A 24,143-nucleotide genomic window follows, 5' to 3' on the forward strand; every position below is an offset into this window, starting at 1 on the left:
CCATGCAGGTAGCGATCGTGACCGGCGCCAGCGGCGGTATCGGATTCGGGTGCGCGACCAAGCTCGCCGATGCGGGCATGGCCGTCCTGGCCACCGGCCGCAACGAGCAGCGACTGACCGAGTTGGCCTCCGCCATCAATGATCCCGACCGTATCGAGACGGTGGCGGTCGACGTGACCGACGACGACGGGCCCGCACGGATTGTGTCGGCAGCCGTCGAGCGCTGGGGCCGGGTGGACTTCTTGATCAACAACGCCGGGGTCGGCAACCCGACCCCGCTGCACGGCACCGACGACGAGACGTTGGACCACTTCCTCAACGTGATGCTGCGGGCACCGTTTCGGCTTGCGCGAGATGTATTGCCGCACATGCAGGCCGGTTCGGCGATCATCAACATCACGTCGACGTTCGCTGTCGTGGGCGGGCTGCGCGGTGGTCCGTATTCGGCGGCGAAAGGCGGTTTGACGGCGTTGACCACCCACATCGCCTGCCAGTACGGAGCGCACGGCATCCGCTGTAACGCTGTCGCTCCCGGCGTCATTCAGACCGCGATGACCGAAGAACGGTTACAGGATCCCCGGTTTCGCCGGATGCAGGTCGAGATGACCCCGCACCAGCGGCTGGGCACCGTCGACGACGTGGCGAGCACGGTGGCATTCTTGTGCTCTCCGGGAGGCAGTTTCATCAACGGTCAGACAATCGTCGTCGACGGCGGGTGGAGTTCGACGAAGTACCTGTCGAAGTACGCGCTGACCTCGGAGTGGACGGCACAGTGAACCTGTTTGCGTTGCTGGATCAAGCCGCGCAACGCTTTCCCGACCACGACGCGGTGTACCACGGCCGCCGACGCTGCTGCACCTGGAGCGAATTGCACGACCGCGCGCTGCGGCTGGCCGGCTCGATCCGCCGCCACTACCCGGCGGGCGCGCGGATCGCGATCGCCAGCGAGAACCGCCCGGAGATCATCGAGTTGCTGTTCGGGATCTGGGCCGCGGAGTGTGTCGCGGTGCCGATGAACTACAAGCTGCATCCCCGCGAGATGGCGCAGATCCTCGACGACGCCGAAGCCTCGCACGTCTTCGCCTCATCCTCGATCGCCGCCCACCTAGATTCCAGCTATTCGGTGGAAGCCGTTGACTCCGAATCATATTCAGGTCGGTTCAGCGCCACACCTGCCGTCGTTCCGTCCACAGAGCCGTCGACGCTGGCCTGGCTGTTCTATACCAGCGGCACCACCGGGAAGTCCAAAGGCGCCATGCTCAGCCATCGCAATCTGATGGCGATGACGGTCGCGCACCTGGCCGACATGGACAATCCCGACCACGAGTGCAGCCTGGTGCACGCGGCGCCGATGTCGCACGGTTCTGGCCTCTACATCCCGGCCTACGTCTCACGGGGCGCGCGGCAAGTGATCTCAGAGCGTGGCGGATTCGAGCCGGGCGAGTTTCTCGACCTCTGCGAGCACCATCCGGGCTGCAGCGCGTTCCTGGCGCCGACCATGGTGCAGCGGGTGATCGAGACGGGGCGCGCCCGTCCGGAACAACTACGGACCATCATCTACGGCGGCGGTCCGATGTATGTGGAGAGCATGAAAAAGGCGCTGGCGGCATTCGGCCCGGTGTTCGCGCAGATCTACGGTCAGGGAGAGTCACCGATGACGATCACCGGCCTGCGCCGCGCCGACCATCAGCACGCCGACGATGCGGTCCTGGGCTCGGTCGGCTACGCACGTTCGGGCACGCAGGTCGCGGTGCTCCGCGACGACGGCACGCGGACGGCGGTAGGTGAGATCGGTGAGATCGTCTGCCGCGGCGATGTCGTGATGGGCGGTTACTGGCGCAATCCCGCGGCCACCGACGACACGCTGCGGGACGGCTGGCTACGCACCGGCGATATGGGCTCGTTCGACGCGCGTGGCTACCTGACGTTGCACGACCGCTCGAAGGACGTCGTCATCAGCGGCGGCTCCAACATCTATCCGCGTGAGGTGGAGGAAGTTCTACTCGAACACCCTGACGTCTCGGAAGCGTGCGTGGTCGGGGCGCCCGACGAGGAGTGGGGCGAGGTTGTGGTCGCCTTCATCGTCGGTGCGGCCGACCCCACCGATCTCGACGCGCATCTGCTGAACCGCATCGCCCGCTTCAAACGCCCGAAGCGATACCTGGTCGTGAACTCACTACCGAAGAACAGCTACGGCAAGGTACTGAAGAAGGACCTGCGTCTGCAACTGGTCTGAGGCTCAACGACTTTCAAAGTGGCCGCGGATGCCGGCCAGCATAACGGCATGCGCCTCGACGGCCTCGCGCTGGGTCACGGCGGCGAGAAGTCGGGGAGCCGCAATCCTCAGCCGCTCGGTTAGACGGGTGCCCACCTGGGTCGGCTCGAAGCTCACCACGCCGTTGAGCCGAACCCGCGGAAATTGACGCGCCTCGGTGATCACGTCGCCCGCGGTCGGAACCTGGACCTGCGCCCAGTAGGTGATGGGCATTGTCAACGGCCCCAGTGGAATACGGTCACGTACCCGATACGTCTGCTGGTAACCCTCGTCGGTTCGGCTGTGCGATAAGACCTCGACCGAAACCACCAGGGGATGAAACTCTTTGATGTTGTTCAGGTCGACGTAGAAGTCGCGCACCACGTCCGGCGCAGCGGGAATCTCTTCGCCGATGGTCCGCTCGGCATGGGCGATCCAGAGGCTCATGATGTTTCAGCCGCGGCCGTGGGCCAGTGCCTCGAGGAACCCGGCGATCCGGCCGCGGGTCTCCTCGGATATCCAGCTGGCCCGCACGTCCGCGTCCGCCGCGGTGCCGGCGTCGATCGCGGCGCGGACCGGCTTGTGTAGCTGGCCTTTGGTGGCCGCGTAGGCGGCCGGCGAATATTGACCGAGCTCACGGGCGGTGGTCAACGCCTGAGGAAGCAGGTGGTCCTTCGTGATCACCGCATCGATCCAGCCGCGGGCCAGCGCGGTCTCGGCGTCGATTGTCTTGGCCTGCAACGCTGCCCGGGCTGCCGAGACTCCCATGCCGGCGCGGCATATCTCGAGCGCGGCTACCGGGAAGGGAACGCCCACGGAGAGTTCGGTGAGCCCGATCGTCCCGCCCGACATCAGGCGCACATCGGCGCACATGGCCAGTACGCAACCACCGGCGATGGCGTGTCCGTTGACCGCCGCGACCACCGGAGCCGGGTAGTCGTAGATCGCGAGAAAGGCCGCCGACAGCGCCGCGACGAAACGCCCGGCATAGTCGGTGCCGCCGTCGACGAGGGCTCGCAGGTCGACCCCAGCGGAGAAAGCCCGCCCGGCACCGGTAAGCACGACCGGGCCCTGCACGCTTCCCATCGAGGCAATGATGACCTCGAGCAGGTCGAGGTCGAGCGCGTTCACCGGTGGGTTGTCCAACCGGACGATCGACACGCCGTCCACGGTCTCGAGATCTGTCACACGCTCTCCTTGCCGCGAGCCAGACGTCACGGTCGTGACCTTGCGATTCTTGCAACCCCGCCTTCTGTGTCGGCACAGACGGGTCGCCCGGGCATTGAGCAACCCGGCGATCCGCTGTCTGGTCATCGACACCAAATGAAAATGTTGTTCTCACTCAAGGCTACGTCCCTGGCGCCGCAATCAACGTCGACGGCGGATCAGATTTCGTCTAGGTCCGTTGCGCCTGCGGCGGTCGCGAAGAACAGCATTCTCCTGGTCAGCTAATGGAGGTTCCTGGAATCGCGACGGCTTGTGGCTACCGTTGGGAACCCGACTCCAGGGCTGGGCGCGACCTGAGTGTCCTTACAGATTCACTCAGGCCGTGCGCGACACGTAATCCCAGATCAACACTTCAATGACTCGCCCACCAAGCTTTTGAGCTCCGGCTTTGGTCCTATTGACCCACTGTCAATAGGCTGGCAATCGCCTGCCAACCTGAGAGCAGCCCAAGATTTTGTATTGACTTCCTATATTACTGCTGAGTAGCGTGCCGTGACGTTACTCACAAGTAACTACACGCCCGCCCTGGATCACACCTACAACCAATAGGAGTAAGACCTATGCATAATCGCTTGATATTGGCCGGTTTGGCGGCCACCGGCGGGCTGCTGACGACGGCATTTCTGCAGACAGCGGTGGCTGTCGCGGACACCGCCGGGGCGGACGCCTTCACCATCGGCGGCTACACCTTCGACCCGCAACTGGCCGGCGGCGGCGAGGGTTTTGACCAGGTCGCAACCCTCACTTCCTCTCCCCCGCTGCTCGAACTCGGTGGCGGAACGGCACTCGGCCTGCCGCTCGCGAGCCAGGATTTCAATGTCTACGACCCCAGCAGCGGCACTGAATTGGGCAGCATTCAAGGCAACGAGACCATCCTGAGCCTGTTCGGTCTGACCAACGCCGAGTTCACCGTCGCCTCCGACAGCCCTGCCGATGGCGCCACGACAGCGCTGCCGTCAGTGAACTCGGTCTACGACGTGTTCAACCTGGGCAATGGCTACGAGAACGTCTACGTCGCCACCCCGGACGTCACCGTCGACGGCGTGACGACCCCCGGCACCGTGACCGACACGTTCGTGACGCCGTCCGGGAACACCGACCTGAGCTCGTTGTTCGACTTTAACGCAGCCAACCCGCTCAACCCCGGCGACGCCTTCACTGGTCTCGATGCGAGCGGAATCACCGGCGCACCGGATGCTTTCAGCATCGGTGGCCTCACGCTCGACCCCATCAGTGCGGCGGGCGGCGAGGGTTTCGACACGATCGCCCCGCTCGCGACGGCTGCACCGTTTTTGGAGATCGGTGGCTCCTCCCTCGGTGATCCGGCCACCGGCGGAAACGACCTCGCTACCCAGAGCTTCGACGTTTACAGCGGCACGGGGTCTTCTGCCGCCGAGATCGGCACCATCAACACCGGCGTCGACGTGACAAACCTGTTCGGCCTCACCAACACTCAGCTCATCGTCACGGGTGTGACACCGGACGGCGCTGACACCACAGGCCTGCCGGCGGTGGGATCGATCTACGACGCGACGAACCTTGGGAACGGGTACGAGAACGTCTACACCGCGGTTCCCGGCGCCGACGGCCCTGTCACCGACACCCTGGTGACGCCCTACGGCAACATCAACCTGGATTCGTTGTTCGGCAGCGTCAACTACGCCAATCCGCTCGAGCCGGGCGACGCTCTCACCGGTCTGCAGGCCGGCGACAGTGCAATCGGCGCCGACGCGTTCAGCCTTGGTGGCTTCACATTCGATCCGACCCTGGTGAGCGGTGCCGAGGGCTTCACGCCGGTCGAACAACTCGTCGGTGCCCCACCGCTGTTGGACCTGGGTGGCGGTACGCCGACGATCTTCGGTGCCACGTTGTCGCTCGCTGAGCAGAACTTCAACATCTACGACGGCAGCACAGCGGCGGACCAGATCGGCAGCATCACCACCAACGATCAGGTGACGAACCTGCTCGGCTTGGTCAACACCGAGTTCACCGTCACGGGTCACTCGTTGCTGCCAGATGCTCCTGCCGGTGCGGAACTACCGACAGATGGATCGGTCTACGACGTCCTGAACATCGGTGGCGGAATCGAGAACATCTACACTGCCATCCCCGGTGTAGACAGTGCGGCCGCCCAGATCAGCGACATCCTGGCGACACCGTTCGGCAACGTCGACCTAAGCGATCTGTTCGGCGGTATCGACGCGACGTCGTTGCTGAACCCGGGCGACGCCTTCGATGCATTGACCTCTGGGCTCGCCGAAGCGGGCGCAGGCGCAGCCACGGCGATCGACCCGCTGGCGTTCTTGGGTCTTTAAGGGCCTGTATACCGACCAGCACAAACCAAACGTCCCAGGTCCGAAAGGGCCTGGGACGTTTGGCGTTCAGGTTTATTGCGGTAACAAATGTTGCGCCACTCGGGCTCCGACATTTCGCATACGCTGCGAAACACGGAGCGATATCACCGGATTGAAGATGTCTTCCCGGAGCCGGGTGAGCTTCGAGGTCTTGATCCGCCACTGCCCGTCGACCTTTTCGTAGGTCTCGTGATAGTGGCCGTAACCGTTCAAATTGACGCCGGGCGCCAGACGCACCACATCCTCGAGAGCCCACACACCGCGGGCAGTCGTCTCCGATACCAGCTCGATCTCCGGCGCATGCACCTGATGCACCGTAGGCTGAGACGGCTTGCCGAGAGTCTTGCGAATGTAGGCCACAAATTCGTCAGCCCCGACCAGTACCTGGCCGCCCGACTCCGATGTGTCGCTGACGAAGTCGTGGCTGAAGATGTTGCGCCACGCCGACCAGTCCTTGGTATCCAGGAACCGGCAGTAGCGGGCCTTCAGTTGTTTGATCGCCTCGATCTCCCGCAGTTCGGTTGCGGCATCCACGTTCGCCCGCCTAGCTGTCTGCGCCCATGGCGGCGGCCTGGGCTTGAGTCATCAAGGTGACGACCTCGTTGCGAGTCAGGGATGCCATCATCGGAACGACGGCGCGCATCATCTCCCCGACCATCAAAGTCGGTCCGTTGCCTAGGTTTTCGAAATCCTCGGCAATCACGGTCTCGACGCTGTCGGCGTCCGTCGGCGCCGCGTCCTCGGAACTCAGATGTCCACGACTGTGTTCGAGACGGCGTAGCGCGGGGGTGTTGGTCTTGCCGAGAATGAGGCCGAGCACGTCGACGCCTTTGTCGTGCACTTCGCTCCACAGCGCCTCGGTGAACACCATGTCGAACGCCTTGGTGGCGCCGTAGGCCACCATGTTCGGGCCGCCGGCGAGTCCAGCGCCCGAACCGAACACCACGATCCCACCGCTGCCCCGCTGCACCATCGCCGGGGCGAAGTGGTGGCACAGTTGCATCGGCGCAACGCAGTTACGGTGCACCATCGCCTCCGCGGTCTCGATCGGGTTGTCGAGAAACGGCTCGAAGACCGGATCGGCGCCGGCGCAGTACACCAGGAAGCCGACCTCGAGGTCGGCGGTCGCAGCGGCAACCTTCGTTGAGGCGTCGGGGATCGCGAGATCGACTGCCACAGTGCGGGTTTCGACACCGGTGCGTTCGGTGATCCCGGCCGCCACCTCGTCGAGCACAGCCTGTCGCCGAGCCAGCAGCACGACGTTGACGCCACGCTGGGCGAGCGCGTCGGCGAATGCGGCACCCACGCCGTCGGAGGCGCCGGCCACCAGGGCCCACGGTCCGTACTTGTCGGCGAACGTCATGACGGCTGCCCTACCGGAGCTATCCGCACTTGGACGAAGCGGCGCCGGGCTACCCGCCAGCCGTCGTCGCCGCGGACCAGCTCGTCGTCGTAGAAGCCGGCCGCGTTGACCCCGGAGTTGTTATCGCCCACCATGATCAGCGCATCGACGTAGGTTCGCGACTGCGCCTTATCACCGTCGACGGTGATCACCTGATTGGTCAATCGGTGCATGGTGTGGCTTGCCATCTTATGGGCCTGCTGCATGAATTCGGTGATCGCGTCGACGCCGTGCCAGGAGCCGACCTCGCCGTAGTTCAGTTCGCAGTCGTCGGTGAACACCGTGCGGAACAGCAACCAGTCCCGGCGATCAATCCCCGTCGCATAACGCAGCGGGTCCACGATTTCTCGCACGTCGAGCCGACCGTCCCGCAACACCACTGCACGCATCCGCGCACTCCTATGTGCTTGAGGGTCCTCGATTATTCGAGATAGTATCTCGACAATCAGAGCATCAGAGTATGAAACTCGGCGAAAGGAAGTCAAGGCATTCCCGCGTCTCCCCCGACAGCGCGTGTACTCGACGTCGTCGAACTGCTCGCCGGCTCAGACCAATCGCGGCTGCGGTTTTCCGACGTGGTGCGCGAACTAGGGCTGACCCAGGCGACCGCGCACGCCATCCTGGCGACCCTGTGCGATCGCGGTTGGGTCAGTCGCGACCCGGTCGACAAGACCTACTCGCTGGGTCCGGCGCTGGCGGTGGTGGCGGCGCGAGTCGAGACGGCCCGGCCGACCTCGCATGCCGCCCGGACGGCGGCAATTGATCTTGCAAACGAATTCGGTTATGCCACTTCGGTTGTCGAACGAGTTTCCGATTCACTGGTGATCACCTCGTTCGAGGACGCCGGCCAACGGTCCATCGGCGCACCCGGCGAGCGGATCCGCTACGCGCCGCCGTTCGGCGTCGCGTTCGCCGCGTGGGACACGGCCGAGGAGCAGCAGGCATGGATCGAGCGCAGCGCGGCCACCAACTCGGTGCTCACTCGTCGCCTCGAGGACGTGCTGGCCCGGACCCGGCAGCGTGGATTCGACGTGGACTGCACCACGCCGGCATTGACCCAGGCCGCGCGCGTCATGGAGACGCTGCCCAGCGACGGGCTGCCCGATCACGTCCGCAAGATCACCGATCAGCTGCTGATGGAATTCACCACCATCGGCTTCCTGGCCGACGACGACGCCGAACGTCGGCGGCCGGTGGCAACCATCGCCGCGCCGGTCTTCGATCACCGTGGCCGGGTGCCCATGATCGTTGCCGTCCACCCGCTGCAGGCGCTGTCGCCTAAGCGGATCGACGCCGTCGGACGGCGCGTCGCCCAGATCACGGCCGCGATCAGCCCGCACTGAGCCCACCGCATCCCGTCGAGTGGCCAATTATGTACGAACTGCGGGCGCTGGGGCGCCATAACTGGCCGCCCGAGCTTGGCAAATCCAGCCGAACTTGATAGGTGAACTAAATACTTGTTATGCTAACTAAATATCGTCCCGACTACCAAGGAGCACGCAATGCCGCGCACCGACAACGACACCTGGGACCTCGCCACCAGCGTTGGAGCCACCGCCACGATGGTGGCCGCCGCCAGGGCCGTCGCCACCAAGGCCGACAACCCCGTCATCCACGACCAGTTCGCCGAGCCCCTCGTCCGCGCCGTCGGCGTTGATTTCCTGACCCGCTGGGCCTCCGGAGATCTGAACGCCGCGGACGTCGACGCCGACGATTCCACCTGGAAACTCCAGCAGATGCCCGACGCGATGGCCGCCCGAACGCGGTTCTTCGACGCGTTCTTCGCCGACGCGACTCAGGCCGGCATTCGCCAGGCCGTCATCCTGGCCTCCGGCCTCGACGCTCGCGCCTACCGGCTGGAGTGGCCCGCCGACGCAACCGTTTTCGAGGTCGACCAGCCCGAGGTGATCGCGTTCAAGACCCAGACGCTGTCCGATCTGGGTGCCAGCCCGACCACCGACCGTCGTACGGTCGCCATCGACCTGCGCAACGACTGGCCGGCCGCGCTGACCGAGGCCGGTTTCGACCGGACCCGGCCGACCGCCTGGATCGCCGAGGGATTGCTCGGCTATCTGCCACCGGAGGCGCAGGACCGCTTGCTGGACAACATCGCTGCGCTCAGCGCCGACGGCAGCCGGCTGGCCACCGAGGCGATTCCGGACATGCCCGAGGTCGATCAGGACAAGGCGCGTGAGCTGATGCAGCAGGCGACCGACAAGTGGCGTGCCCACGGCTTCGACCTCAATTTCGAGGAACTCGGCTACCAGGGTGACCGCAACGACGTCGGCGCGTACATGGACGGGCTGGGCTGGCGCTCGACCGGCCAACAGATGAGCCAGCTGCTGGCCGAGCACGGCCTCCCGCCGGTCCCCCAAACCACCGACTCGGTGTCGATGGCCGACACGATCTACTACACCTCCACCAAATGACGCAGACAGCGCAGCGACGCGGTTTCAACGACCTCGTCACGCAGTTCTGGGGTGTGGCCGCCCCGGCCTACAACCTGCCCTTTCTGCAGCAGTGGGTCTACCGCCCGGCGCACGACGAGGTGGTCGCGCAACTGCGCGACCACAAGTCGGCGCGGGTGGCCGATATCGCCTGTGGCACAGGAATTCTGGCCGATCGCATCCAGCGTGACCTGCATCCAGCCGCGGTCTACGGCGTGGACATGTCCGAGGGCATGCTCAAACAAGCCCAGTCTCGATCGAGCGAGGTCGACTGGCGGCGCGGCCCCGCCGAGCAACTGCCCTTCGACGACGGGACCCTCGACGCCGTAGTGACAACCTCGGCGTTTCACTTTTTCGACCAGCCCGCGGCACTCCGCGACTTTCACCGCGTGCTGGCCCCCGGCGGACTGGCGGCGGTGTCGACCATGAGTGCGCGGCGGCCACTGTTGCCCGGCAGCCGATGGACACCGTCGCATAATCCCAGCCCGGCTGAGATGCGACGCCTGCTCGAAGGCGCCGGGTTCACCATCGTCGAGCAACACCGCGTGCGTCGCCCGCTATGGACGAAGCCGCTCGGCGACCTGTTCACCGCCGGCGTCAAAAGCTGACGAACGCGTCCCAGCGGTCGTAGTTGACCACCTCGCGTCTCTCCCTTCCGGTTTCGCTTTCCGGAAGAATTTACTGGCGGCGATCCGGCCGCCGCCAGATGTCAACTGCGCGGTGGCCGGTGATCGTCGGGATCGTCGTCTTCTGCCACTCCTCACACGGCCGGGCGCAGACGCAACACGTACGCTCGTCTGATAACGGGGGACGCCAGCCTTATCCCCGTTTCGTCGAAGCTGCCGCGTTGCCCCAGGCGGCGCTGATCGACAACACAGACGTTGTGAAGGGTGTGTTGATGAGGGTTCCAGGTGTGACCGTCTTGGTCGGCGGTGTGGCCGGTGGAGCAGTCCAGATGTTGCAGGCCGGCGCGCAGAGCGTGGCCAGTGCCGCCGATGCCGTGCAGACGCTGACCGCCCCGGTGATCGACACGGTGAGTCATTCGACGGCGCGCGTGTTGGGCAGCGGCCGCCCGACCAACCGCGGCCGAGACGCGTCGGCCACCGTGCGGTGGCAGAGCGGACGGCGTGTGCACCTGGACCTGGACCCGTTGCTGCCGTTCCCCCGCTGGCACGAACACGCCGCGGTGGTCGAAGGACCGGTTCGCGCCATAACCGGCGTCGCCCACGCGCACGTCGAGGGCGCTCTGGGTCGCCTGGTGGTCGAACTCGACGACGACACCGACCCTGACGTCGTACTGGACACCGTCCGTGACGTGGTGAACTCCGCAGCGTCCGACCTGTTCGCCGCGGGGCGTGAGCCGCAGATCCGGATCGCCCCGTTCGCCGATCCCGGCAACCCGCTGGCGGTTCTCGTGCCGCTGACCGCGGCCGCCTTCGACGCGTTGGCGATCGGCGCCGCGGTGACCGGTTGGGTCGTCAACTTGCCCGCCGCTCCGAAAACCACTCGTGCCGCCGCCGCCCTGCTGAAAGACCAGCCACGGGTCGTGGCGGTGCTCGAGTCGCGGCTGGGCCGGGTCGGTACCGACCTCGCGCTTGCGGCAACCACCGCAGCGGCCAACGGGCTGACCCAGGCGGTCGGCACGCCGCTGCTGAACCTGGTCGAACGGGTCCTGCAGATCTCCGAAGCCGAGGCGCACCGCCGACGCTGGCGCGACCGGGAGCCGCAACTGGCCTCCCCCAACCGGCCGCAGGCTCCCGTCGTCCCCGTCATCTCTTCGACTGGTGTCGCCAAAGTGCAAGCTGCACAGCATAATTGGGCGGCAGCGGCTGCTGGCGAAGCATCACACGTGGTGGTCGATGGATCGATCGACGCCGCCATCGACACCGCGAAGGGATCGATGGCCGGACCTATCGAGGAGTACGTCGACTCGGCCGCCAACGGCTCGCTGATCGCGGCCGCGAGCGCGCTGGTCGCCGGCGGTGGCCCCGAAGACGCGGCCGGCGCGGTGCTGGCCGGCATCCCGAAAGCCGCGCACATGGGGCGGCAGTCGTTCGCTGCGGTGCTGGGCCGTGGACTGGCCGACGACGGACAGATGATCCTCGACCCCGGCGCCCTGCGCCGGCTGGACCGGGTCAAGGTCGTCGTCATCGACGGCGCCGCGCTGCGCGGCGACCACCGCGCGGTGCTGCTCGCCCGCGGTGACGTGCAGGGCTGGGACGACGACCGGGTCTACGAAGTCGCCGACGCGCTGCTGCACTCGGAAGAGCCACCAGAGCCGGACCCCGACGAATTGCCCGCCAAGACGGCGCGGTTGCGCTGGCTGCGTCCCCAGGGGCCCTCGGCCACCCCCGCTCAGGGCCTCGAGCACGCCGACCTCGTCGTCGACGGGGAGACCGTCGGCCACGTCGAGGTCGGCTGGGAGGTCGACCCGTTCGCGATTCCCCTGCTGCAGATCGCCAACCGCACCGGAGCCCGCGTCGTGCTGCGTCACGTGGCTGGCACCCAGGACCTGGCCGCCAGCGTGGCCGCCAGTCACCCGAGTGGCACGCCGTTGCTCAAGCTGGTCCGTGACCTGCGCGCCGATCGCGGGCCGGTGCTGCTGATCACCGCGCTGCACCGCGACTTCGCTTCGACCGACACCTTGGCCGCGCTGGCCATCGCCGACGTCGGTGTCGCGCTCGACGACCCCAAGGCTGCAACACCGTGGAGTGCCGACATCATCACCGGCACCGACCTCGCCGCCGCCGTGCGGATTCTGTCGGCGCTACCCGCTGCCCGTCAGGCCAGCGAGTCGTCGGTCAACCTTGCCAAAGGCGGCACCACGCTGGCCGGCCTACTGCTGGTCACCGGCAACCCGGCCGGACCGACCAACCCGATGGCGCTCCGTCGCTGGCTCAACCCGGTCAACGCCGCCGCGGCCAGCGCGCTGATGTCCGGGGCGTTCGCCGCCACCCGGGTGTTGCGCCAACCCGACCCCACGCCGCAACCGCTGACCGCCTGGCACGCACTCGACCCGGAGATCGTCTACGCGCGGCTGGCTGGGCGTAGCTCGCCGCTGGCGATCGTCGAACCCGGATTGCCGGGCTGGCGCCGCGTCCTTTCAGACCTGTCCGACAGCCCGATCGTGTCGCCGCTGCGGGGGCCGGCGCGTCGGGCGGGCAAGCTGCTCTCGGCGACCCGGGCCGAACTGTCCGATCCACTCACCCCAATCCTGGCCGTCGGCGCCGCCGCCTCGGCGATCTTGGGCAGCAACGTCGATGCGGTTCTGGTCGGTGGTGTGATGGCCGTCAACGCGCTGATCGGTGGATCGCAGCGGCTGCGTGCCGAGGCGGCGGCCGCTGAACTCTTCGCCGAGCAGGACCAGTTGGCGCGCCGGGTGGTCATCCCGACCGTCGCGACGGCGCGACGACGGCTGGAGGCGGCCCGAAAGGCCGAGCGTCTGGTCACCGTGAGCGCGAGCGCCTTGCGTCCCGGCGACGTCATCGACCTGGCGGCGCCCGACGTGGTGCCCGCCGACGCCCGTCTGCTGGTGGCCGAGGACCTCGAGGTCGACGAGTCACTGCTCACCGGCGAGTCGCTGCCGGTCGACAAGCAGGTCGATCCGGTCGCGGCAGCAGACCGGGATCGGGCCAGCATGCTCTTCGAGGGCAGCACGATCGTGGCAGGCCACGCCCGGGCGATCGTGGTGGCGACCGGGGTAGGCACCGCCGCGCACCGCGCGATCTCGGCGGTCATCGACATCGAGTCGTCGGCGGGAGTGCAGGCCCGGTTGCGTGAACTGACCGGCAAGGTGCTGCCGCTGACCCTGGCCGGCGGTGCCGCAGTGACAGGTTTGGCCATGCTCCGGCGTGCCACGTTGCGGCAGGCCGTGGCCGACGGCGTTGCGATCGCCGTGGCCGCCGTGCCGGAAGGTCTGCCGCTCGTGGCGACGCTGTCCCAGCTGGCCGCCGCGCAACGGCTTTCCACCCGTGGCGTGCTGGTCCGCGCTCCGCGGACCATCGAGGCGCTGGGACGGGTGGACACCATCTGCTTCGACAAGACCGGCACGCTCACCGAAAACCGTTTGCGCCTTGTGCTTTCGGTACCGGCCGCCACCAACCCGCACGGGCCGTTCCCCGGTGTCGCCGACCCGGAGGCCACCCGTGTGCTGCGGGCTGCCGGGCGCGCGTCGTCCCAACCGCACGAGTCGCAAGGGCACGCGCACGCGACCGACGAGGCGATCCTCAAAGCCGCGGAATCCTATGCCGGCAACAGTGATTCCGAATGGGAGTTGCTCGCCGAAGTGCCGTTCGAGTCCAGCCGTGGTTTCGCCGCCTCGATCGGCACGCTCAAGGCGGATCCCACGCAACCCGTCCTGATGCTCAAAGGCGCGCCCGAAGTCGTCTTGCCGCGCTGCGGGTTCGACGACCCGCAGGCCGATCTGGATCACGCCGAGTCGTTGGTGCACAACCTCGCCGAGCAGGGCTTGCGGGTGCTGGCCGTCGCGCAACGCAAGTGGAAGCACGCGACCGACGACGATGGCACCGATGCCGACGCCGTCGACGCTGCCGCCCAAGATCTGGAATTGATCGGCTACGTCGGGTTGGCCGACACCGCGCGCCCGTCATCGCGCCCGCTGATCGAAGCACTGGTGGATGCCGGCCGCGACGTCGTGCTGATCACCGGCGACCACCCGGTGACCGCGCGGGCGATCGCCCGCCAGTTGGGGTTGCCCGACGACGCACGGGTGATCACCGGGTCCGAACTCGTGGGCCTCGACGAGGACGCGGCCGCCAAGCTCGTCGCCGACGTGCAGGTGTTCGCCCGGGTCAGCCCGGAGCAGAAGGTGCAGATCGTCGGAGCCCTACAGCGGTCGGGGCGGGTGACCGCCATGGTCGGTGACGGGGCCAACGACGCTGCCGCGATCCGGATGGCCGACGTCGGAATCGGGGTAAGTGGTCGAGGCTCGTCCGCCGCCCGTGGCGCCGCGGACATCGTGCTGACCGACGAGAACTTAGGCGTCCTGCTCGACACGCTTGTCGAGGGCCGCGGCATGTGGGCCGGGGTGCGCGACGCGGTGACCATCCTGGTCGGCGGGAACGTCGGTGAGGTGCTGTTCACCATCATCGGCACGGCCCTGGGCAGCGGGCGCGCCCCGGTGGGAACTCGTCAGCTGCTGCTGGTGAACCTGTTGACCGACATGTTCCCGGCGCTCGCGGTCGCCGTCACGCCGCAGTTCGAGGAACCCGACAGCGACGAGTACGAGACCGAAGAAGAGGCCCTCGAAGCCCGGCGGGAGTATCAGCGGTCGGTGCTGACCGGGCCGACGCCGTCGCTGGACGTGGAGCTGATGCGCCAGATCGTCACCCGCGGCGCGGTCACGGCCATCGGCGCCACCTCGGCCTGGGCCATCGGGCGTTGGACGCCAGGCACCGAAAGACGTACCTCGACAATGGGATTGACCGCCCTGGTGATGACGCAACTCGCGCAGACGCTGCTGACCCGCCGGCACAGCCCGCTCGTGGTGGCGACGGCGCTGGGCAGCTCGGCGGTGCTGGTGGCCATCGTCCAGACGCCCGGCGTCAGTCACTTCTTCGGCTGCACCCCGCTCGGTCCGGTCGCCTGGACCGGCGTCGTGGGAGCAACCGCGGGAGCCACCGGGCTGTCGGTGCTCGCGCCCAACTGGCTGGCGAAAACCGCCGGAATGGTGCAGACCGAGCTGGCGGAGGCCACCGCGAACGCCTAATCGAGCAGCAAAATGACGTTTTGGCCTTCCCGGGGTGGGCACTCCCAGCAAGATCGACATGACGGAGACGGATCGCAACCGCGGGTCGTCGTGAACCGATCGATTGCGAATCGTCATGCTTGCACCAGACGACGTTGCTGAGAGCAAAAGGAAGTCCGATGAGCAAGAGCAGTGCTACCCATATCGAGGCGGCCAACCTGGCGCAGCTGTTCCTGCAGCGCGTCGAGAAGTCCGGCGACAAAGAGGCCTTCCGGATTCCGGCGAACGGTGACTGGACCTCGATTACCTGGAAGCAGGCGGCCGACCGGGTCGAGCCGCTGGCGGCCGGACTGCTGTCGCTCGGTGTCGAGCCCGAAGACCGCATCGGTATCGCCTCGACCACCCGGCTCGAGTGGATCCTGGCCGACCTGGCGATCTTGTGCTCCGGCGCGGCGACGACGACCGTCTACCCGAGCACGAACTCCGAGGACACCGCCTACATCCTCGCCGACTCCGACTCCAAGATCGTCTTCGCCGAGGACGAAAGCCAACTCGAGAAGCTCACCGAGCAGCGCAGCGAGCTGCCCAATCTCACCAAGGTCGTGCTGTTCGACGGTGACTCCGACGACGACTGGGTGATCACCCTGGACGACCTCGCCGACCAGGGAGCGAAATACCTGGCCGAACACGCCGACTGCGTGAGCAAGGTTGCCGACGAGACCAAACCGGAGCAGTTGGCGACGCTGATCTACACCTCGGGGACCACCGGTAAGCCGAAAGGTGTGCGACTGCGCCACAAGGCCTGGGTCTACGACGGCGCCGTGATCGAAAGCATGGGGCTGCTGAGCGAGGACGACGTCCAACTGCTCTGGCTGCCACTGGCGCACGCCTTCGGGAAGGTGCTGATCTCGACCCAGCTCGCGTGCGGCTTCGCCAGTGCGATCGACGGCCGGGTCGACAAGATCGTCGAGAACACCGGCGTGGTCAAGCCGACCTTCATGGGCGCCGCCCCGCGCATCTTCGAGAAGGCCTACTCCAAGATCATCACGCAACAAAAGGGCGCGAAGGCTGTCCTCTTCGGCTGGGCATTCGCCGTGGGCAAGGAGGTCGCTCGCCGTCGGCGCGAAGGCAAGTACGTGTGGCCGCACCTGGTGCTGCAGCAGAAGCTATTCGACCGGTTGGTGTTCGCGAAGATCCGCGACGTGTTCGGTGGGCGGATCCGGTTCTTCATCTCCGGTTCCGCGCCGCTCAACCGGGACATCGCCGAATGGTTCGAAGCGGCAGGAGTTTTGATCCTGGAGGGCTACGGGTTGACCGAGTCGTCCGGCGCAGGCTTCATCAACCGGCCGGACAACTACAAGCTCGGCACCGTCGGCCTGCCCTTCGACGGCACCGAGGTCCGGATCAGTGACGCCGGCGAAGTCCAATTCCGCGGTGACTGTGTGATGGCCGGCTACCACCACCTCGACGAGGCCACCGCTGACGCACTCAACGACGACGGCTGGTTGTCCACCGGCGACCAAGGCAAGCTCGACGACGACGGCTTCCTGTCGATCACCGGCCGGATCAAGGAACTGTTCAAGCTGTCCAACGGCAAGTACGTCGCTCCGCCGGCGATCGAGGCGAAGTTCGCGACGCTGTGCCCGTACGCCAGCCAGTTCATGGTGTTCGGCGAGGGCAAGAACTTCGCCGTCGCCCTGATCACCCTCGACCAGGATTCGATCGGCGGCTGGGCCAAGGACCACGGCCTGAGCGGCACAGGCTACGAGGAGCTGACCAAGTCCGACGCCGTGCACGACATGATCGACGAGGACATCAAGAAGCTCAACGCCAGCCTCAACCGCTGGGAGACGATCAAGAAGTGGGCTGTGCTGGACCACGACCTCTCGGTCGAGGGCGGTCAGCTGACACCATCGCTGAAAGTGAAGCGCGGGGTCGTCGCGGAGCAGAACAAGGAGACCCTGGATGGCTTCTATTCCTGAGCCGGTCGCCGAGCGGTCGGCTCAGGTCCCCGACGCCGCCAACGCGGCACCACCGGGGCACCTGCTCCGCACGCTCGAGTGGCGCACCGGCCTGGAGTACCTTTCCGCGCGGCTGGCGATGCGCCGCATCGCGGCCTGGCAGCCCGGTGACGGGCATCCGGTCCTGGTGCTGCCGGGATTCCTGGCCGGCCCACTGTCAACCGATCTGCTGCGAAATGTGCTGCGCCAGTTGAATTATCGGGTCTACGACTGGGGGCTGGGCACCAATATGGGCTATCGCGCCACGATGCAGGAATCGTTGCCGGCGCGCCTGCATCACATCCGCGAACGCAACGACGGCCGGCGGGTGAGCCTCCTCGGATGGAGCGCCGGCGGGATCTACGCCCGCGAACTGGCCCGCGGACTACCCGACGACGTCCGGTCGGTGATCACGCTGGGCTCACCTTTTCGCGGCAACCATCAGGCCAGCACCGCGTGGCGGGTCTGGCGTCTGGTCAACCGCGGCGCGGACGCCACCGAGTCTGTCTCTGCGCGGTCCCTCGAGCGCCGCGCACAACCGTTGCCCATGCCGACGACCTGCATCTACAGCAAGTCCGACGGCATCGTGGCCTGGGAATGCTGCACCAGCGTGCCCGCTCCGCAGACAGAGAACATCGAAGTGCGCAGCAGCCATCTCGGCTACGGCCACAACGTGCAGACACTGTCGGTGATCGCCGACCGGCTCGCTCAGCCGGAACAAGGCTGGCAGCCGTACCGGCGTTAGCCACCGACCCGCTCGCCGAGGTGTCCTGGCAACTAACGCTTCGGCTACAGCCGGTTAATTCCGCACGAAAACCGTTATTGGTGAAGCAGATTCGCGGGATGCCGTTTGCCCGGGCGATCACGCCTGCGACATGATCGGACCCATGGGCCACATCGATTTCTCGCTGCTGGACGTACCGCGATCGGAACCGGTGGGCGACCCGGAGGCCTACCTGCGTGCTGCGATCGCCTGGCACTTCGGCGAAGAGACCGGCAGCGCTTTCTGGTTGCGGGCGGCCCGGACGCTGCCGTTCAACCCGCTCACCGACGTCACGACGTTCGCCGACCTGCGACTGTTTCCCAACCTGCTCAGCGAGTTACGAACCGAGCCGGTCGAAGACCTGATTCCGCGCGGATACGGCTCACCGGCGCCGGTGCCGCAGATCTTCGAGTCCGGCGGCACCACCGGTGCACCGAAAAGGACTGTGCAGCTGCCGGATTGGGTTGCTCAGGTGGTGCAGTGGCAGACCGAGGACTTCGCCGACGGCGGCTTCGTGCGGGACGGTGGCTTTCTCTGCATGATGCCGAGCGGGCCGCACGGAGTGGGCTACTTCTCGCGTCTGGTCTCCGAGCGACTCGGCTCGACGTTTCACGCCATCGACCTGGACCCCCGGTGGGTGAAGAAACTGGTCGCCCGAAACGCGGCCGTGGAGATGACGGGCTATGTCGACCACCTCGTCGAGCAGGCCGTGCACGTGCTGCACACGCAGCACATCGCGAACCTGCACACCACTCCACCGCTACTGGAGGCCATCGCCCGTGACGATGACGTGGTCAACCTGGTCAACGAGAAAATCCGCTTCCTGTTGCTCAGCGGCGCGCACGTCGACATCGACACCCTGGACCTGCTCGGTGGGATCTTCCCGAACACGACGATCACCATGGCGTTCGGCAGCACGATGATCCTGTCCCAGGCGATCAGCCACCGCATCGACGGCGACGGGCCCTTCGTCTTCCACCCGCGCAGCCCGTATGCGACCTTCCGGGTGGTCGACCCCGACACCGGCGAGGACGTGCCGTACGGGCAGCGCGGCCAGGTGATCATGAACCACATCAGCAAAGGCATGTTCCTGCCGAACAACCTGGAGCGCGACAGCGCCATCCGGCTACCGGGACTCGACGGCCAGGTGGGTGATTCGCTCAGCCAGGTGCGGCCCGTCGCCGCATTCGAAGGCGAGCCGGTCATCGAAGGTGTCTACTGACATGGCCTCTGAGGCAGCCGATCTGATCGCCATCGACGCGCTTGGACCCGACGGGACCTATCGCACGCGTAGCCGGGAGCCCGTCGTCACCACCGATGGCGTCACGGTCGCCGAGCTCAGTCTTGCACCGCCGCTGTATGTTTCGCGCGCGCTCGGTGCTCAACGAAGTGCCCGGCCGTTGCCTGCCCATGAGCGGGAGGCCGCGCTTGCCAAGGCCGCCGACGCGTTCGCCCACGAGGAGATCGCCGGGCTCGACTTCGACGCCTATACCGACCTGGCCAGCCGGATCTCCGGGGTGCCGATCTCGGTCACCCGAGCCGGGGCACGCGCCGTCGCCGAAGGTGTCGCCTCGGCATTCGGTGCGGTGCAACCGGCCCGGCCGTCCGGCGCGGTGCTGGACTGGCGTCACGAACAGGCCCGCGAAGGTGGCGCGGTCTGGGCGCGGCGGGGCAACGTGTTCGCGGTCCTCGCCTCCGGCAACGGCCCGGGCGTGCACGGCCTGTGGCCGCAGGCGCTGGCCCTGGGCTATCGGGTCGCTGTTCGGCCGTCACGCCGCGAACCGCTCACCGCCCACCGCCTGATCCAGGCGTTGCGTCAGTCCGGATTTCGCCCCCAGGACGCCGTCTACCTACCCACCGATCATCGCGGGGCCGACGAGATGGTCAGGTCGGCCGACCTGGCCATGGTCTACGGCGGCCAGGACGTCGTCGACAAATACGCCGGCAACGCAACGGTGTTCGTCAACGGGCCGGGCCGGGCGAAGATTCTGATCACCGCCGACCACGACTGGCGTGACTACCTCGACACCATCGTCGATTCCATCGCCGACCTGGGCGGGGTGGCATGCGTCAACACCACCGCCGTGCTCTACGAGGGCGAACCCACGCCGTTGGCCGCGGCGATAGCCGAACGCTTGTCGACCGTCGGCAACGACGCGCTACCTACCCAGAACTTCGACGCTGCAACGGTTTTGGCGAGCCATCTGGCTGCGGTGGCCGCCGGCAGCACTCCACTACTGGGCGCCGATCAGGTCGTCGCCGCCCTCGGCGACGGGTACGCGGCGCTACGCCCCGCCGTCCACCTGCTGTCCACACCCGACATAGCGAAGCTCAACGTCGAGTTGCCGTTCCCCTGTGTCTGGGTGGCGCCCTGGTCGCGCGCTGACGGGCTGGAGCCGCTGCGGCATTCGCTGGTGATCAGTGCGATCACCGACGACGACGCCCTGATCGACGATCTGCTCGCCGAACCGACCATCGCCAACGTATACGGCGGCCATCACCCGACCCATCACACGGCGCCCGAGATTCCGCACGACGGCTTCCTGGCGGACTTCCTGATGCGGAACAAGGGCTTCATCCGCGACTGAGGTTGTCCGCCTGACTATTTCGTGCGGGTCGTCCCTGGGCATGCCTCGGGGAGACGGCGGCAATGCCGACTCTGACATGAGACCGGTCGTGATAGCCGTCGCGTTAGTCGGCGACGGGCACGACGTGATGGATTCACCGCTAAGACGAGTTGATATGCCTGGCCATGAATTCCTCGAGGTCGAACATGTTGTCTCCGGCGCGCTCGGCAACGCGCAGCAGCGTGATCGCCGTCTTCTCTTCTTCGCGCTGCTCTGCCAGAAACCCCCACAAGAACTGTTCGCCCAGGTAGTCGCCTTCTGTTCGTGCGGTGGCCGCTAGCGTACTGACTTGGTCGGTCACGGCGCGCTCGAGGTCTAGGGCGAGCGCGATCGCGTCGCGAGCGGTATCGAACTCGTTGCGCACCTCACCGGCCCCCGGCACCTGCACGTGCACGCCGCGGTCGACGAAGTACTGCAGGATCTTCAGGGCATGCTCACGTTCGCCCTCGGCCTGGTTGTAATAAAAGGTCGCCAGCTGAGGCAGACGCTCGACAGCAAAGTGTGTAGCTATTGCATAATACTGCTGCGAGTTTGTGAACTCGTTGTATATCTGCTTTTCAAGCAACTTCAGGAACGGTGTTGATACGGCGTAATCATTGCTCATGGCCTCGACGTTAGTGCACGTCAATCCGGGTCCGCAACAAAGGCCACACTCATTAAGTGTACCGTTGCCTAAGTGAGGACAGGCGAACCTATATAGAAATTTGGTCCGGATAACCTAGCTCAGGAAAGGCTATCCACTCATGACAGCAAAGCATGCAAATTCGCGCCGGATGTCCTACGCTTGTGTCACAACCGCAAAGATTTGTGCGCACTGCTGTCGGCGCGGCTAGCGATCGGAGTTCGTCGCTATTGCGGCGCTCGTCGTTGCAGTCGCGGGAGACTTACCCGCCGACTCTCGGGCGATGACGTGGCAGTGCAACTGCGGCGCCGATATCTTTCTTTGCGGCCAGTGTTCGTCGCAGGCCTGGTCAGCAAGTCTGCCGGCAGCGGCCAGTGCTGGGTGTCAGTACGCGGCATCAGCTGGCACGCTCCTCGTCAATAGCCGCTGCGCGAAGTGGGTTGCCCGCTCAACGGCAACTGCCGCTGCTGGGTCGAACCCTGTCGTTGACCTACTGCGCGGGTCAGACCATAGCGGCTGAGGAGCGCGGGAATTTAGCCAAATCAGTGAAGATCAGCCGCGGAAATCCCCTGCCGGACCGGCACTTCCGGCACTGCATGTCGACAACCGTCATCAATAGTGAGCGACCCGGCTAACACGTTGAGCGCGCTGATAATAGACGATTATCTTCACTGTCGCGATGTCCGGCGATGCGCACCTGGCTACTGAAAGCACCCCTTCCAGGCCGGACCGGGTTTCATGGTACGCACCCTGTAGAACTGCTATCCTCGTGCCAAAAGAACGGAAAACGCAGAATGAGCACAGGGTCAGTTCAGTCTGCGGTCCCGGGGGGGACGCCACCGGAAACGGGGCGAGAAGCTGCACAACCGCCGGACGGGATCGCAGCGCGATTTGTGAGCACCGAGTCGACGCTGCCGGCTGTGCTGCGGAAAGTAGCCAGCCAGCAGCCCAATCGTGCCGCGTTCAGGTTCATCGACTACGAGGTCGATCCAAGCGGCTTTGTTGAGGTTCTCACCTGGTCGCAAGTCCATCGGCGAGCGATGGCCGTGGCAGATGAGCTCAGGCTCTGCGGGGCGCCCGGCGATCGGGTGGCCATCGTCGCGCCACAAAGTCTGCACTACATCGTGGCCTTTCTGGGTGTGTTGCAGGCCGGCTTGATTGCGGTGCCCCTGCCAGCGCCGCAACTCGGAATTCATGACCAGCGAATCGCTTCTGCGTTGCAGGACTGCTCGCCGGTCGCCATCCTGACGACCTGGTCGATCATCGACGAGGTCATCAAGTACGCACCGAATACGCGCGCCACGTCGCATCGACCTACACCGGCCGTCGTGGCGATGGAGTCGCTCGACCTTGACGCCCCGCGAGACTTCGATGCGGCCCGGTACGCGCATCCGGACACGGCCTATCTGCAGTACACCTCGGGGTCGACCCGCGAGCCTGCCGGTGTGGTTGTCTCACACCGAAATGTCATCGCCAATTGCGAACAGTTGATGTCGGACTACTTCGAGGACACCCAACAGCTTCCAACGACTGCGGTGTCCTGGCTGCCCTTCTATCACGACATGGGTTTGTTGCAGGGCATTATTCTGCCGATGGTCAATCAAGACACCGCAGTCTTGATGAGCCCGGTCTCCTTTTTGCAACGGCCGGCCCGGTGGATGCAACTGCTGGGCAAACACATCGGACCAGTTTCCAGTGCCCCGAATTTCGGTTTCGAGTTGGCCGCTCGTGGAACATCCGATGACGATATGGCCGGGCTCGATCTCGGCGATGTGCGGGCGATCATCAGTGGTGGGGAACGGCCAAATCCTGCGACGCTCAAGCGTTTTACCGATCGGTTCGCCCGCTTCAACCTCAATGAGACGGTGATTCGACCGTCCTATGGTCTCGCGGAGGCGACAGTCTACGTGGCCAGCGCCAGACCGGGCCGCCCACTGACGACAGTGTCCTTGGACTATGACAAATTGTCAGCCGGCAACGCTAAGCGCTGTGAGGATCAAGGATTGCGCGGTGGCGCTCAGCTCATCAGCTATGGCGAGCCGCGGGCATCGAGACTTCGAATCGTAAACCCCGACACCAGGATAGAGAACCCACCGGGCGTGGTCGGCGAAATTTGGGTGCGTGGTGAGAACGTGGCGATGGGTTATTGGCGCAAACGCCAGCAAACCGAACGGACGTTCAGCGGAAAGCTCGCCGACTCACTACCAGGTACACCAGACGATCGGTGGCTCAGAACCGGAGACCTCGGCGTAATTTTCGATGGCGAACTGTTCATCACCGGCCGCATCAAGGATCTTTTAGTGGTCGATGGCGCGAATCATTATCCGGAAGACGTAGAAGCGACGATCCACGAAATCACCGGCGGCCGGGTCGTGGCCATCACTGTACCGGGCGACCCGACCGAGGAACTTGTCGCCATCATTGAGCTGAACAAGCGCGGTCGCAATGACGATGAGGCCATGGATGACCTTCGCGCCATCAAACGTGAAGTGGCCGGCGCGATTTCGAAGTCACATCGTCTGCGCGTCGCGGATCTCGTACCAGTGCCATTGGGCAGTATCCCGATCACGACCAGCGGCAAGGTTCGACGGTCCGTTTGCGTGGCGCGTTACCGGCAGCACGAATTCACCCGCTTGGATATTCCGGCATGAGGACCAGCGGTGCACGAGCCGTGTTCCACCGAACGGCGCCGGCCTTACCCACGGAATCTCTTCCGCTTCAGGGAAAGCGACGCGCGAGC

17 protein-coding genes and 1 pseudogene are annotated in these 24,143 nt (G+C 65.8%); 12 read left to right on the forward strand and 6 right to left on the reverse strand.

From position 1 onward, the window contains the following. Positions 1–2 precede the first annotated feature (2 nt). Entirely contained in the window at positions 3–776 is a 774-nt protein-coding gene (locus ACQY5A_RS24800; RefSeq protein ID WP_428343328.1) for an SDR family NAD(P)-dependent oxidoreductase, read from the forward strand. Continuing rightward, a complete protein-coding gene (locus ACQY5A_RS24805) occupies positions 761–2,236 on the forward strand; it encodes an AMP-binding protein (protein WP_428343329.1) in 1,476 nt (491 codons plus the stop codon). The genes ACQY5A_RS24800 and ACQY5A_RS24805 overlap by 16 nt, the downstream gene beginning before the upstream one ends. Positions 2,237–2,239: 3 nt before the next feature. Here the strand turns inward: ACQY5A_RS24805 and ACQY5A_RS24810 are convergent, their stop codons facing one another. Then, positions 2,240–2,701, reverse strand: a complete 462-nt coding sequence (locus ACQY5A_RS24810; RefSeq protein WP_428342894.1) for an SRPBCC family protein — start codon at positions 2,699–2,701, stop codon at positions 2,240–2,242. Between the two features lie 6 nt (positions 2,702–2,707). Then, positions 2,708–3,442, reverse strand: coding sequence for an enoyl-CoA hydratase/isomerase family protein (locus tag ACQY5A_RS24815; RefSeq protein WP_428342895.1), 735 nt, complete (start codon positions 3,440–3,442; stop codon positions 2,708–2,710). A 599-nt stretch (positions 3,443–4,041) separates the two neighbouring features. Between ACQY5A_RS24815 and ACQY5A_RS24820 the strand changes: the two genes are divergently transcribed. Further along, a complete protein-coding gene (locus tag ACQY5A_RS24820) occupies positions 4,042–5,796 on the forward strand; it encodes a hypothetical protein (RefSeq protein ID WP_428342896.1) in 1,755 nt (584 codons plus the stop codon). A 72-nt stretch (positions 5,797–5,868) separates the two neighbouring features. Here ACQY5A_RS24820 and ACQY5A_RS24825 read toward each other — a convergent pair whose 3' ends face one another. The 3 genes from ACQY5A_RS24825 to ACQY5A_RS24835 are packed head-to-tail and all read right to left on the reverse strand — an operon-like array spanning position 5,869 to position 7,626. Continuing rightward, positions 5,869–6,369, reverse strand: coding sequence for a nuclear transport factor 2 family protein (locus ACQY5A_RS24825; protein WP_428342897.1), 501 nt, complete (start codon positions 6,367–6,369; stop codon positions 5,869–5,871). A 10-nt stretch (positions 6,370–6,379) separates the two neighbouring features. After that, on the reverse strand, positions 6,380–7,198 hold the full coding sequence (locus tag ACQY5A_RS24830; RefSeq protein ID WP_428342898.1) for an SDR family NAD(P)-dependent oxidoreductase: 819 nt from the start codon (positions 7,196–7,198) through the stop codon (positions 6,380–6,382). Then, on the reverse strand, positions 7,195–7,626 hold the full coding sequence (locus ACQY5A_RS24835) for a nuclear transport factor 2 family protein (protein WP_428342899.1): 432 nt from the start codon (positions 7,624–7,626) through the stop codon (positions 7,195–7,197). Before ACQY5A_RS24835 ends, ACQY5A_RS24830 begins: the two co-directional genes overlap by 4 nt. Positions 7,627–7,725: 99 nt before the next feature. On the opposite strand from ACQY5A_RS24835, the gene ACQY5A_RS24840 reads away from it, so the two are divergent. From ACQY5A_RS24840 to ACQY5A_RS24875, 8 genes and pseudogenes are all read left to right on the forward strand, one after another. Further along, on the forward strand, positions 7,726–8,580 hold the full coding sequence (locus ACQY5A_RS24840) for an IclR family transcriptional regulator (protein ID WP_428343330.1): 855 nt from the start codon (positions 7,726–7,728) through the stop codon (positions 8,578–8,580). A gap of 159 nt (positions 8,581–8,739) precedes the next feature. Next, positions 8,740–9,666 (forward strand): class I SAM-dependent methyltransferase, encoded by a 927-nt coding sequence (locus tag ACQY5A_RS24845; RefSeq protein ID WP_428342900.1) that lies wholly within the window; start codon positions 8,740–8,742, stop codon positions 9,664–9,666. Further along, on the forward strand, positions 9,663–10,292 hold the full coding sequence (locus tag ACQY5A_RS24850) for a class I SAM-dependent methyltransferase (RefSeq protein WP_428342901.1): 630 nt from the start codon (positions 9,663–9,665) through the stop codon (positions 10,290–10,292). Before ACQY5A_RS24845 ends, ACQY5A_RS24850 begins: the two co-directional genes overlap by 4 nt. Positions 10,293–10,786: 494 nt before the next feature. Further along, positions 10,787–15,412, forward strand: a pseudogene (locus ACQY5A_RS24855) (HAD-IC family P-type ATPase); the annotation flags it as partial. A gap of 158 nt (positions 15,413–15,570) precedes the next feature. Then, positions 15,571–17,373, forward strand: a complete 1,803-nt coding sequence (locus ACQY5A_RS24860; protein ID WP_428342902.1) for an AMP-dependent synthetase/ligase — start codon at positions 15,571–15,573, stop codon at positions 17,371–17,373. Next, positions 17,357–18,136 (forward strand): esterase/lipase family protein, encoded by a 780-nt coding sequence (locus ACQY5A_RS24865; protein ID WP_428342903.1) that lies wholly within the window; start codon positions 17,357–17,359, stop codon positions 18,134–18,136. The genes ACQY5A_RS24860 and ACQY5A_RS24865 overlap by 17 nt, the downstream gene beginning before the upstream one ends. A 142-nt stretch (positions 18,137–18,278) precedes the next feature. After that, entirely contained in the window at positions 18,279–19,376 is a 1,098-nt protein-coding gene (locus ACQY5A_RS24870) for a phenazine antibiotic biosynthesis protein (protein WP_428342904.1), read from the forward strand. A gap of 22 nt (positions 19,377–19,398) precedes the next feature. Further along, a complete protein-coding gene (locus ACQY5A_RS24875) occupies positions 19,399–20,742 on the forward strand; it encodes an aldehyde dehydrogenase family protein (protein ID WP_428343331.1) in 1,344 nt (447 codons plus the stop codon). Between the two features lie 139 nt (positions 20,743–20,881). Here ACQY5A_RS24875 and ACQY5A_RS24880 read toward each other — a convergent pair whose 3' ends face one another. Then, positions 20,882–21,385, reverse strand: a complete 504-nt coding sequence (locus ACQY5A_RS24880) for a ferritin (RefSeq protein WP_428342905.1) — start codon at positions 21,383–21,385, stop codon at positions 20,882–20,884. A 911-nt stretch (positions 21,386–22,296) separates the two neighbouring features. Here ACQY5A_RS24880 and ACQY5A_RS24885 point away from each other — a divergent pair. After that, a complete protein-coding gene (locus ACQY5A_RS24885; protein ID WP_428342906.1) occupies positions 22,297–24,054 on the forward strand; it encodes an AMP-binding protein in 1,758 nt (585 codons plus the stop codon). The last annotated feature ends 89 nt before the right edge of the window (positions 24,055–24,143 follow it).

This window comes from Mycobacterium sp. (assembly GCF_965277065.1).
In the GTDB taxonomy this organism is placed as follows: domain Bacteria; phylum Actinomycetota; class Actinomycetes; order Mycobacteriales; family Mycobacteriaceae; genus Mycobacterium.